General features: G+C 63.6%; 8 protein-coding genes. 3 read left to right on the top strand and 5 right to left on the bottom strand.

The genetic code is table 11. The features are described from left to right. Positions 1–36: 36 nt before the first annotated feature. Both KY495_RS22345 and asd read right to left on the bottom strand, forming a co-directional pair. Positions 37–1,485: a C13 family peptidase gene (locus KY495_RS22345; protein ID WP_219881469.1), complete on the bottom strand. Its 1,449-nt coding sequence runs from the start codon at positions 1,483–1,485 to the stop codon at positions 37–39. Then, positions 1,482–2,330, bottom strand: a complete 849-nt coding sequence (gene asd, locus KY495_RS22340) for an archaetidylserine decarboxylase (RefSeq protein ID WP_374040970.1) — start codon at positions 2,328–2,330, stop codon at positions 1,482–1,484. The genes KY495_RS22345 and asd overlap by 4 nt, the downstream gene beginning before the upstream one ends. 677 nt (positions 2,331–3,007) lie before the next feature. Here asd and KY495_RS22335 point away from each other — a divergent pair. Further along, on the top strand, positions 3,008–5,194 hold the full coding sequence (locus tag KY495_RS22335; protein ID WP_219881468.1) for a TonB-dependent siderophore receptor: 2,187 nt from the start codon (positions 3,008–3,010) through the stop codon (positions 5,192–5,194). Positions 5,195–5,200: 6 nt separating this feature from the next. Here the strand turns inward: KY495_RS22335 and KY495_RS22330 are convergent, their stop codons facing one another. The 3 genes from KY495_RS22330 to KY495_RS22320 all read right to left on the bottom strand — a co-directional run bounded on the left by KY495_RS22330 (position 5,201) and on the right by KY495_RS22320 (position 7,971). Further along, the gene (locus KY495_RS22330; RefSeq protein WP_219881467.1) at positions 5,201–6,436 is read right to left on the bottom strand and encodes an MFS transporter; all 1,236 of its coding nucleotides are present in this window, start codon (positions 6,434–6,436) and stop codon (positions 5,201–5,203) included. Positions 6,437–6,484: 48 nt separating this feature from the next. Beyond that, the gene (locus tag KY495_RS22325; protein WP_219881466.1) at positions 6,485–7,165 is read right to left on the bottom strand and encodes a ribonuclease HI family protein; all 681 of its coding nucleotides are present in this window, start codon (positions 7,163–7,165) and stop codon (positions 6,485–6,487) included. Between the two features lie 68 nt (positions 7,166–7,233). Further along, positions 7,234–7,971: a YXWGXW repeat-containing protein gene (locus tag KY495_RS22320; RefSeq protein ID WP_219881465.1), complete on the bottom strand. Its 738-nt coding sequence runs from the start codon at positions 7,969–7,971 to the stop codon at positions 7,234–7,236. A 303-nt stretch (positions 7,972–8,274) separates the two neighbouring features. On the opposite strand from KY495_RS22320, the gene KY495_RS22315 reads away from it, so the two are divergent. After that, positions 8,275–11,385 (top strand): penicillin-binding transpeptidase domain-containing protein, encoded by a 3,111-nt coding sequence (locus tag KY495_RS22315; RefSeq protein ID WP_219881464.1) that lies wholly within the window; start codon positions 8,275–8,277, stop codon positions 11,383–11,385. 78 nt (positions 11,386–11,463) lie between these two features. Beyond that, a complete protein-coding gene (locus KY495_RS22310) occupies positions 11,464–12,090 on the top strand; it encodes a hypothetical protein (protein WP_219881463.1) in 627 nt (208 codons plus the stop codon). Positions 12,091–12,364 lie beyond the last annotated feature (274 nt).

Here is a 12,364-nt window from a genome sequence, read left to right as displayed (position 1 = left end):
CATCCATGTCGCCGGGCGCCACAAAAGCGTGTTTTTTCAGTTACTGCCGAGCTGCTCGCGCAGGCGCGCCAGATAGGGGCCGATGTTCCTGCCAACCCTGATCTGGGGGTTGGAATAGCCGTCGTCCTTGCCCGCCTCCTTTTCGCGCGTGGCGATGACCTTGCGCGCAGCCGCGTGGGCTTGTTCAAACGACAGCGTCTCGGTGCGGATCTGCTCATCAAAAACCGCGCGCCCGAAGAAGGTGAGCTCAGACTTTTTGCCGCAGCCGTACGAGGTATTGTCGGCATCGGCGGCCGTCATGACGAGTGTGTCGTCCCCGGCCAGGGGCGCGACCCAGCTGCCGCTGTAGCAGGCCGAGACCGACAGCACGCGGTGGCGGATGCCGGCCTGGTCAAGCCACAGTTTGAGCTCTTTCGGCACCAGGGGCGCCACGTCAAGGGGCCAGAAACTGGCCGCCAGCTGGCCGTTTGCCGCGCCGTGCGAGGTCAGGTGAATGAAGAGGACATCCTCGCTGCGGTCCATGATCCGGGCCAGGCCGGCGATGGCACGGCGCAGATTGAGCGGGGTGGCCCAAGGTGCGCTGGAGAGCTCGTCCTCGTGATTGAGAAGCTGCAGCTGGCGTCCGGCCGCATCAAAGCGCTGTGCCATCACCTCGCTGACCATCCGGCTCTCGCGCCGGAACACTTCCTCGCCCTCATAAGGCGCAAACGTGATGGTGTACATATCGATGACGCCAGGGCGCTGCGGTGCCAGCGCTGACAGGCGCTGTGCCAGCAATGGGGCCTGCCGCTCCACCAGTTCCTGGTCAAACTGCAGCGGTGCCGGTTCCGGCGCGTCGCCCTGGGCCGCTTCTGCTTCACTCCAGAAGGAGGCGGAGGGCGCGAAGTACGACAGCGCCACGCCGAGCAGCACCGCGTAAACCGCCTGCACGCGGCTGCCGATATCACGGCTTCCCGAGCGTATCAGCAGAACCAGTGTGGCCACGGTCGACCATGCAAACGGCAGCAGATAGACACCCCAGCGAAGCCACTGGGGCACCTTTTCCGCATCCACGTCCGCGTGCATCAGCGCCGCGAAAAAGGCGCCGGTGGCAAGTGACAGGAAAACCGACTGGGCCAGGTACACCGCGAACATGTCGGCAGCGCCGCGGGCGCGCGCTGGCGCCGCATCTGCGTCCGGCTGTTCGCGCAGCGTGTAGCACGCCCACAGGACCAGCAGCGTGCTGCCCCAGCCCGACGACACGGCGCGCCAGTTGAAGGTCGCATCCGTGTCGAAATACACGCGCGACATGCCGATGCTGGCCGCCAGCTGGGCAATGAGCAGGACGGCCAGAATGACAGGGCTGGCCGCGACGCCGTTCCAGCGCAGCGGCAGCAAAAACGCCGCGCGCACGCCCTGGGCCGCAACGCGCGCGAGCGAAGGATGGGGCACCGCAGGCGCCGGCGCGGACAGCACTGGATCGGGCACTGCGCCGTCATCGATCATCGCGGGCGCTCTCCCATCACCTCGCCCAGGCGCACCGGGCGCTCAGCCTGCCACTGCGGATTAAAGCGGATGGTATCCTTCTTGAACAGCATCACGATGGTTGAGCCGAGCAGGAAACGGCCCATTTCCTCGCCTTTCTTGATGACGATGTTCTGATCGTCGTAACGCCATTCGCGCATCTCGCCGGGGCGGGGCGGGTTGACCAGGCCATGCCACACGGTGGCCATGCTGCCAACGATGGTAGCGCCCACCAGCACCGAGACGAAAGTGCCATGTTCGGGCGACTCGAACACGCACACCACCCGTTCATTGCGCGCAAAGAGGCCGGGGATACCGCGTGCGGTGGTCGGATTGACCGAGAACAGGGCACCGGGCACGTAAATCATGCGCGTCAGGCGGCCATCGCACGGCATATGGAGTCGATGGTAATCCTTGGGGCTGAGGTACAGATTGGCGAAGCTGCCGTGCTGGAACTGCGACGCCAGCTGGGAATCGCCGCCTACCAGTGCCGTGGTGGTGAATTCATGACCTTTGGCCTGGAAGATCTGATGATCCTTGATCTCGCCAAGCTGGCTGATTGCGCCATCGACGGGCGAGACAAAGTCTGCCTGCGCGATGGGGCGGGCACCGGCGCGCAGGGGACGCGTGAAAAAGTCATTAAAACTGGCATAGCTGGCGATGTCGGGATTCGCCGCCTCTTCCATGTTGACACCATACTGCTGCACGAACCAGCGGATCAGGGTGGTGGTATACGAGCCGCCCTTGGCGCCGGCTACGCGGCCGGCCAGGCGGGTAAGGCCCTGCTTCGGGAGCAGATACTGCGGAAAGACTTTAATGCGCGACACGATAGGAGCCTGTAAGAGACACGATTTCCCATTATAGCGGCCAGTTACCTCCCGCCACCACAGTTTCCCGTCCCGCAGCACCCTGCCATTCCCATCGCCAATACCGTTTCCTTAAGCCAGGGTCAGACCACTAACTCGCGCCAAAAGAAATGGATTAAAGCATCTGTCGAGTGTTGCGCCGATGGTTTGCGCAGTGTCGTCGACTCTGCACCGAGCAAAAGTCGGCTTTCGCACAAGGAGAGGGAAATAATTTCAAATCGTCCCGAAAGTGGTCTGACCCTGGTTCTTGGCAATGGCCGCCTGACAAATTTGCGCTTTCCGATGCCACGTTGGTATCCGCGGTGCACTCTTTACCATCGTGGTCAGACCACTTATAACGGGTAAAAGCAATGCTCGTGAGCACTTGTTGCGACCGCGTCCCGTGATAGTGAGAAGTGGGGTATGTCTACTTTCTAATAAAGTTTGGTAGTCGAGACACGATAGGGAAATAGTTGCATTTTGCAGGATAAGTGGTCTGACCCTGAAGTGAGGAAATTTCCAGCTGATGGAGTATTGCCGCGAAATGAACGTAAAGTTCCAGCAAAAACATGCATATCAAAAATAAATGTTGGCAGACGTTACCTGGCGGGTGTTTTACTGGACAATGCGACCTCGACCTATCATGCACCAGGAATAACATGCTTTCGCGCTCTCACTTTCATCTTTCTCTTTTTGCCGCGGCCCTGTCGTCGGCGCTCGCGGCCCATGCCCAGCAAACGCCAATCCAGCAGGTGGAGGTCAAGGGTGCGGCCGATTCGTATGACGCCCGGCGCGATGACACTGCGTCGCGCATTGTCGTCAATCGCGACGAGATCGTGAAGTATGGCGATACCAATGTCCTCGATGTGCTCAAGCGCCTGCCAGGCGTGACCGTCACCGGTGCCTCCGGGCGCGGCGGCGAAGTACGCATGCGTGGCCTTGGGAATGGATACACGCAGGTTCTGCTCAATGGCGAACGCGCGCCAGCTGGCTTTTCGATGGAGTCGCTGGCACCTGACTCGATCGAACGCATTGAGCTGATCAGGGGCGGCAATGCCGAGTTTTCGTCGCAAGCCATCGCCGGCACCATCAACATCGTTCTGAAGAAGGCGATCAAGGCGGCCCAGCGCGAATTGAAAGTGAGTCTTGGCGGCGGTGATGGCTCCTTTACGCCGACCTATAACCTGCAGATGTCGGACCGTAAGGGCAAGCTGTCGTATTCGCTGTCGGTCAACGGCGTGCATAACTTCTTCACCCGCGACACGCCTTCGACCGAAGAAAGCACCGACAACGCAGGCAATGTGATCCTGCTTCGTAACACGGCGTTCCGAGAAAACGGACGCTTCGATGGCGTCAATATCGGCCCGCGCCTGAACTGGTCGTTCGATAATGGCGACACGCTGACGTCGCAGTCCTTTATCAATTTCGGCCGCTTTGCGCGCGACTCGCAAACCACGGTCACGCCGGTGGTGGGCGGGCCGGGCCGTTATCCCTACCTTGAGTGGGATATGACGAATGAGAACCTGTTCTTCCGCACGGATCTGAACTGGGTCAAGAAAATCAAGGGTGGCGCCAAGCTTGACGTCAAGGTCGGTGGACTGATTGGCGCACTGCGCAACGACTCCTACCGCGACGGTTACACCGCGCGCGACGGCGACGTGCGCCTTGACAGCTACGTGAAGTCGCGCGGCACAGATCGTGGCTACAACACGACTGGCAAATATTCGACTCCGATCTTCGAAGGCCATGCCCTGTCCATGGGCTGGGACGTGGGGTTCAATACGCGCGACGACGCCCGCCTGCAGCGTGACAGTGTCTGGTACGTGCCGCCGCCCGGGTCCGGCCAGCTACCCGGACTGCGCCCCGATAACCGCGACGAGGAGTACACCGGCGACGTGACGCGCCTGAATGCGTTCGTGCAGGACGAGTGGAACGTCACGCCGCGCCTGTCGGTGTACCTGGGCGTGCGCTGGGAGAGCGTGTCGACCAAAGTCTCCGGCAACGACTTCGAGGACAGCAAAACCAGCAGCGAAGTGTTCAGCCCGACGCTCAATGTGCTGTACAAGCTCCCCAATACCAAGGGTGACCAGGTGCGCCTTGGCGTGAACCGAAGCTACAAGGCGCCCAATACGCAAAGCTTGATCCCGCGCCGCTTTGCGTCGGCCAATAACAGTTCGACTGAACCGGACTTCATCGGTAACCCGAACCTGCGTCCGGAACTGGCTACCGGACTGGATATCGCTTACGAGCATTTCATGGACAAGGGTGCCCTGGTGTCGATCAGCGCATATGCGCGGCGCCTGACCGATTCGACGCGCAACGTGACCCGCCTGGGCGACGACGGCATTTATGTATCGATGCCGTCCAACAGCGGCAGCGCCAGAGCCTATGGCGTGGAATTTGAAGCCAAATTCCCGGTCAAGCTGCTGGTGCCGACAGCGCCTGCCATCGACCTGCGCGCAAACTTGAGCCGCAACTGGTCATCCGTTGACGACGTGCCTGGACCATACAGCCGCCTTGACCAGCAGACGCCGTTCTCCGGAACCATCGGTGCCGATTACAAGGCCGGCCGCCTCACTACAGGTGCCAGCTACTCGCTGCGCACCGGCGGCTTTGTGCAGGTGGCTGAGAATCAGGCGGTATTCACGTCAGTGCGGCGCGACCTGGAAATGTACGGCCTGTGGAAGGTCGACGCGAAAAACCAGGTGCGCGTAGCGCTCGTCAATGTGCTGGGGCAGGACTTCATCAACGAGAGTATTTTCAGCGATGGTTCAGGCTTGCAAAAGCGTCGCACGGCCTCGCCCCAGCCGGCAGTGCTGCGCGCGACTTGGGAACTCAAATTCTGAAGTCGATTATATCTTGACGTGGTGCGTCCGGAAGTAGCGGGCCGCGACCACGATCGCCACGGCCTGCATCGCCGCGCACAGGAAGAAGGTGGTGCCGATGCGCCAGTCGGTGGCCGGGTAGTGGCTCACCCGCGCAAGGATGCTGGTGCCGAGCAGTGTCATGACCACCAGCCCGATGCTGGTGATGGACTGCAGCGAACCCATTACCTCGCCTTGTTCCTCGGGCGCGGTGGATTTTGAAATCATCCCTTGCAGTGCCGGACCGACAGTAAAGGCCAACAGGTTGCACAGGATGAAGACGTACATCATCCACCCCTGGGTGGCCAGGCCGTAGAGGGTATAGGTAATGGCGCCGGATGCCAGTCCCAGGATGGCCAGGCGCGGCTCGCCGAAATGCCTGATCAAAGGCGCGAGCAGCCCGGCCTGCACCACCGATGCGGCCAGTCCGACGCAAAACAGGGCGATACCGTTATCGAGCGTGCTCCAGTTGAAGCGGAAGGTTGTATACAGCACCCAGGTCGTCTGCAGCATTACCTGGGCCAGCGTGGCCAGCGTGAACACGATGACCAGGGGCCTGATCTCGGCACGCTGGGCCAGGCGGATCAGCGCTGCGAAAGGATTGATGCGCACAAATGCAAAGGGCTGGCGGCGCGCGGCCGGCAGTGATTCCGGCACGTACAGCCAGCCATAAACGAGATTAATGGCAGACAGGACGGCGGCGACGATGAACGGCAGCTTGAGGTCTTGTTCACCCAGCAGGCCACCGAGCATGGGGCCGCAGATAAAGCCCAGGCCAAATGCAGCGCCGACCTTGCCAAAGGTCTTTGAGCGGTTTTCCTGGGTGGAGATGTCGGCCGCGTAGGCGGAGGCCACGGACATGCTGGCCGAGGATATGCCGCCGATGGCGCGCGCGAGAATAATAAAGACAAGGCTGGGAGCCCATGCCGTCATGGCGAAGTTGAGGAACATGCCTGCCATGGAGTAGAGCAGCACGGGACGCCGTCCCACGCGGTCGCTGATGGCACCGAGCATTGGCATGAAGATGAACTGCAGCAGCCCAAACACGGCCGCGATGATCCCGAACCATAATGCCTGTTCATCGCGCGAGGATACATATGCGCCCACCAGCACGGGCATGACAGGCACGATCAGGCCGACGCCCAGCATGTCCAGGAAAATGCAAACCAGGACGAAGTTGAGATTGCCGGCTTGCGCCGGCGCTGCGGCGGGAACGCTGCTCATGGTGTACGGCCCGATGGGGCAGGGTAGACGGACGGCTATCTTAACGCATCACGCACCGGTGCATGCGGCGCCCACCCATTCGGCCATGCCTCGTTGCGACAAGGCGTCGGCTTCGGTGTTCTTGTGGCGCGGCAGCCAGCGCACTGTGGCGCCGTCGATCCGGCCAATCAGGTCGCGTGCCGCAAGGCGCAGCGCGCGCAGCGACGGCGCCGCGCTGGCGTCAGTGCCGTTCACATCGTCGATGACAACCCGGCTGTCGCCATACAAGGCCAGGTTATGCGCACCGGCCGCCACAGCAGCCTCCAGCACGACCACCAGGGCCCGGTACTCCGCTTCGCTGCTATTGCCATGGCCTGCCGCTTGCGAGATTTCCATCCGTTCGCCGGCCGGTCCCACAAGCAGCGCCCCTATCGCGCAGCGGCCGGGGTTGGGGTGGGCGGAGCCGTCAAACCAGCCTTGCCAAGTGCTGGTCGTGTCGTGGTGGCGCGAGGAGCGTGACAGGCGCGCAAGGGCCAGGCGGTCCTGCCGTTCCTTCAGGCGCTGCTGCTCGCGTGCTTGCGTTGCGCGGCGCGTCGCCAACAGTGAATCGATGCCGCACGGTGCTGCGACCTTGTCGAGCGTAACCCGCAACGCGTCTTCCATGCTCATGCCGGTTTGCCGGGCGAGCTTGCGGCTGGCCGCGCGTTCGGCCTTGAAAGCGAGTAAACAGAGGTCGGTGGGGTCGATCATGGCAAAAGCATACCCGAAAAAAAAGCGCCACCCGGACCGCGGTGACGCCTTTGCCTTGCACGGCCGGATTAATCGCGTCGCGAATCGTCAGGATAGCGGTCGTTCTCGTTGCGCACGCCGTCGCCATCGCGGTCAGCATCGCTGCGGTTTCTGATGCCGTCGTTATCGCGGTCGCGGTCACGCATGTCCGGCACGCCGTCCCGGTCCAGGTCCCGGCGTTCCAGCCGGTCGGGTATGCCGTCGCGGTCGCGGTCACGCATGCGCACCCAGCTGCCTTCTTCCAGATGCCAGCGGCCGTTGTTCTCCACCCAGCGCGGTGCCTCATACATGTAGCCTGGACGTTCACGCTTCCAGCTGCCGCGAATCCACTCGTGGCGATTGGCGCGCCAGTTCCAGTAACCCGGCACCCAGACGTAGCCGGGACGCGCCCGGGGCACACGCTCGTAGCGCGGCCGTGGCGGTGCGATGCCGACGCTGTCATCGTCCCGGTCCGGCACCTGGTACCACCCGCCCCGGTCCAGGCGCCAGCGGTCATTGTCACGCACCCATTCGGAACGCTGGTATTCATAACCACGGCGCGCTACTTCCCAATGCCCTGCGACCCATACGTGGCGATTGCCGTTCCAGTTCCAGTAGCCCGGCGCCCATACATAGCCCGCGCGCGGTGCTGGAATACTTTCGTAGCGTGGGGTCGGTGGCGCCGAATTGATGGTGATGCCAACGCCAGTTTGGGCCAGCGACGGCAACGGCATGAAGGCGGCCGCGCCGAGGGTCAGTGCTGCTGCTAGTGTAAGGCTGCGTTTCATATCGATTCTCCCTTAAAGGCGTATGACTCAATATAGCAACTGAAGGGCCGTCACAGGGGAATGGACGCAAGTGCTTACAAATGAAACAGGTAAAACGAATTTGTAAGCGAGGCATCTAACAGAGCGGTCGCCACCAGGCTCGAGTCTGCCCTGCCATAGCGCGCCCGTCTTTCGCTATAAGGCAGACGAAGCGAGAAATTCGCGCAGGCCAGGGCATCGACGGTGCCGGGGCTGCGCCGCTTTTGCGCGGCCCTCCGCTAAGGCTGTGCAGGCTGCACCGGGCAGCGGCAAGCAGGGGGACGCATGGAAAACTGGGTGGGCAGGGCAGTGGCGGCGCTGAACGCGCGCCGCACGCGGTGGCGGCGCGCGCGTAATATCCGCGCTGGCCGGCGCCTCCCCGCCATTCCCATTCCCTGGGCGGGACTGGCCGCGAGCGCAGCGGCGCTGGCTGGTGCGCTGCTGCTGGCAGGTCATGCACGCCACCTAAGCGCGGCGGTGGGGCCGTCGAACGACGCCGCGGAAACCACGACAGCGGTCGCACTGGACATACTGCAGCCGGTGGTGCCGGGCGTCGTCATCGATGTGCCGCGCGAGCCCGGCGCGCACATCGTTTCTCATGCGGACGCAGAATTGGTCATGGTGACGGGCATGCATGGGGCAGAACCGGTGCGCATCGACTTGTGCGAGCAGCGCGGCGGCGCCGGAGAACTTGTTCCGGTGCGGATTGGATACTCTTGGGAAACATTGCGCGCCCTGGCAGAGAAAAAGCTGCCAATGCGAAATGCCGTACTTTCCTCGGCGAATGCTGGCCTGCCGCAATTGGAAATTTCCGGCAAGGCGAGTGGCGATGCACCGCTCACAGTCCGTTGGGAGCCGGCAAACGCGCGTTGGGTCAGTGATGGACCTGGTCCAGGTTTGAACAATGAAGGCTGGCTGATCGCAAGTGAAGGCGCCCTACGGGTGCAGCGCCGGGCCAGCCGCGACTGCCCCTCAAGCGGGGAATTGTTGGTGCAGGCGTTTCGGAAAACGGACGAGCCATCGCCACGTGCTCAGGTTTTCGGACTGCCCAGGCACGGGCGGCCGGTTGCCACTTCGCTGCCAGCGGGCGCTCACCAGGTCCCGCTCGCCGCTCGCGCCAGCCTTGAAGACCAGGCCATGTTCCGGCAGCTGCACGAGCATGGCCTGGTTCGCCTCGGTTCGAGCGGCTTGGTGGAGGTGGCGCCGCGCGACCTGGGGGCCTGGCAGCGGGCGCCCGAGCGCGCCCACGCCAGTGCATTGCACGGTTGGCCCGTTCTGGCCGAGAACGACGACGCCGCGCGGCTGTTCAAGCGTCTTTACAGGATGGCGGACGGTGCTTATGTGCGCGAGCAAGTCCGCATTTTCAATAACGAGCGGCGTTTGCTGGCGTGGCGGGTGCGCCCGGGCTTTGCGGCAGCGCGCTGGCAGGCAAGCGTGGGCGGCGTACCGGTGCCCACTGCCGAACAGCTTCCCCTGGCGGCGGCGCGGCTGTTTGCGCAGGTGCCGCAAGGGTGGTCCGCATGGCAGCGTGCCGCGGCTTGGCCAGGGGATGCACATGGCGATGCGCAGCTCACCGTGCATTTGCCGGAACGCGGGGGACAGCGTCTGGACATGCTGCTCGTGGGCCGCGTGCTGCGGGTCGATGGCGGCCGCCTCGCACAGGCTCCGCGCGCGGCTTGCACGGGACGTGCGTGCCGTTCGCCGGACTCGGTGCAGCAGGTGAGCGTGGACGTGGCACGCGGGCGGCGCAGTGTCACACTGACGGTCGCGCCCCTGGCGATGGGGGCGCTGGCCGGTGGCGCTGCCGATCAATACCGCCATCTTCATGTGGCCGGGGGACAGCTCGGGTGGCGGACTCTGAACGCCACCAGCGCAGTGGCGCGGGCTGCCGAACCGGCGGGGGTGGTGCTGCGTGACCGACACGGTACCCTGATGTGGCGCGCTGGCAGTCCCACGCCAGCTGCGTCCAGGGCGGGCCTGGCACCGCTCCTGGGTCTGCGCGCGGAGCACACCAGCAGTGTGGCGGGCATGCTCGCGCGACTGCCGGCCTTTAACGGCAAGCCGCACGAAGCGAGGCTGACACTGGACCTGCCCATGCAGCAGGCGGCACAACAGGCCCTCGATTGCATCGGCATGCGGCGCGGCCAGTGGGACGGCGTCGCCTGCAGCGCAGGGCGTGCCATTCCGGACGGGCGCCGCGCCGGCATGGTGATTATCGATACCGGCAGCGGCGACATCCTCGCTGCCGCCGGCAGCGGTGGCGCTGATGTCACCGCCGGCAACTGGGACGAAGTGCGCGACTTCGACCGTGCCAATCCCGATCGTAGTCCCTTGCGCCTTCCGGCCCTTCAGCACGATGGAGGCGTGCATCGCAGCCCGGGTTCGACCTTCAAGATCGTCACTGCGCTCGGTCTCGAGCTGGCGGCCCGCGAGGATCAGCAGATGGCCTCTCTTCTGGAAGGGATGGCGCTGCCGGCACTCAATCGGGTGGCCAGTCGCAAGGGGTTCGACTTCCAGACGGCTGCGGCGACCTATCCCGTGGCACCGCGCCAGGCCAGGATCACCAACTACCGGGATGGACACCTGGACCACAGGGCGCGCGATGGGCGGCTTGGCTTGTCCGAGGCGCTGGTCCACAGCCTCAATACCTGGTTCGCGTGGTTGGGTGAAATGTCGGACCGCACACTTCTGGGCCAGGCCGAAGGCGGCGCCCCTGATCTGCGGGCGCTGGAACCGGGCGCGCTTGACGGCGTGCGGCCGGTGGTGGCGATGGCGCATCGGCTGGGATTCGAGCGGCAGTTGCGCCTTGACGGCGGGCTGCTGCCAGAAGGCTTTCGCTGGCAGCAGTGGGACGCGCTGCAGCCTGGCCGGGCGCGCATCGACCCGGTCCGCACGCGCCATGAGCTGCGCCAGATGGCCATAGGATTGCGCATGCAGGCCACGCCGCTGCACATGGCAATGGTGGCCGGTGCCATTGGCGAGGGCAGGGTGATTGCGCCACGCCTGCTGCTCGACCTTGACGGCGATGAGGCGCAGGCAGCATCAGGGGCGGAACTGGGCGTGCGGCTGGACCGGATCCGGGCCGGCATGAAAGGCGTGGTGGATGACGGCACGGCTGCCGCCGCGTTCAAGGCGCCTGCCCTGGCGCAGGTGAAGCGCGGTTTGTCGGGCAAAACCGGGACATCGCCGGCCATTGTGACCATGGACGACGGGCGTCAGCGTGAATTGGCGACAGTCTGGTTTACCGCCTGGCTCGAGCCGGACACCATCCCGGGCGAAAAGCGGCGCCTGGCGCTGGCTGCATTTGTGAGCCATTCCGAGGGAACGGGCGGGGAACACGCGGCGCCGGTGGTGGCATCGGTGTTAGCGGGGATGAGCGGGTCGCGGCGCCAATGAATCGCCGCCGCGATTTCGCGATGGACGGGGGATGGGGGCGCGGCTACCATGCTGCTTTGCGCTTTCATATACGAGTAGATGACGACGATCGCCTGGTGCCACACGGATGAGGATATCCGAAGAGAGCTTGAATCAAGCAACGTGAAGGCCGCCGCCGGTGCGGCCACCACGTCTCGCTGGGCCGGCAACACGGTCCGGATCTGGGTCCGGCACCCCAGTGACCCCAGGTGGGAAAGCTGCGCGCAGACGGTGCGGGACGCGATCAACACGCTGAACGGGAAAATGGGCGCCGGTCGCCTGCAGCTCGACGCGAGCGCGGGCGGGGCTGCGAGTGCGAGTCCGATCTGGGTCAACTTCGGCACGGCCACGCTTCCGGGCAAGGGGGAGCGGTATCAAGATAGGGCGGCTAACGTATCGGTCGGGATCCAACAGGGCGAGCCGATTGCTTCGAACGAGGATGGTCTGATCGAGGCTGCGATTATCAATATCGGTCATGACAGCCATGGAGCGGAACCGTGTGATTGCTTCATCACGGAAGAGACAGTGATACATGAGCTCGGCCACGCCTTGGGCCTTGCACACCACTTCGACGGTTTCGACGGCGAGGTGGCGATCTCGCCGCTGTTCTGGAACGTGCTGGCCACGCTCTACGGCAATGTTCCCCAGAGTCCTTATGCCACGCTGGCGATTGAACGTATTGAGTGAGCAGGTCTGGTTGACGATCAGCGGAGCGTGGGCGCGAACGCGTGTTGCAACAACGCCCATCGAGTGGTCAGACCACTAGAGGGCCTGTCGGGCAACATTTCGCAAAATCAGAATTGTGTTTGGCGGTCAGCCAGTTTTTTTGCTCTTCATTCGATTTCGACACCTTTCAGCCGAATCCATCGTTGCACAAGCCAAGGAAAAGTGGTCTGACCCTGGTTGTAGGAAATTGTTGATCAGATCGAATCGTGATCACCCTGCGTGGTCTGACCACATC

This window comes from Massilia sp. PAMC28688 (genome assembly GCF_019443445.1).
Lineage (GTDB): Bacteria > Pseudomonadota > Gammaproteobacteria > Burkholderiales > Burkholderiaceae_D > Telluria_A.
The sequence above is the reverse complement of the archived record's forward strand: the minus strand, read 5'-3'. Positions and strand labels throughout refer to the sequence as shown.

Coding starts and splice junctions, on each gene's coding strand:
- KY495_RS22345 (WP_219881469.1), bottom strand. CDS start 1,485: ATGATCGATGACGGCGCAGTGCCCGATCCAGTGCTGTCCGCGCCGGCG.
- KY495_RS22335 (WP_219881468.1), top strand. CDS start 3,008: ATGCTTTCGCGCTCTCACTTTCATCTTTCTCTTTTTGCCGCGGCCCTG.
- KY495_RS22330 (WP_219881467.1), bottom strand. CDS start 6,436: ATGAGCAGCGTTCCCGCCGCAGCGCCGGCGCAAGCCGGCAATCTCAAC.
- KY495_RS22325 (WP_219881466.1), bottom strand. CDS start 7,165: ATGATCGACCCCACCGACCTCTGTTTACTCGCTTTCAAGGCCGAACGC.
- KY495_RS22320 (WP_219881465.1), bottom strand. CDS start 7,971: ATGAAACGCAGCCTTACACTAGCAGCAGCACTGACCCTCGGCGCGGCC.
- KY495_RS22315 (WP_219881464.1), top strand. CDS start 8,275: ATGGAAAACTGGGTGGGCAGGGCAGTGGCGGCGCTGAACGCGCGCCGC.
- KY495_RS22310 (WP_219881463.1), top strand. CDS start 11,464: ATGACGACGATCGCCTGGTGCCACACGGATGAGGATATCCGAAGAGAG.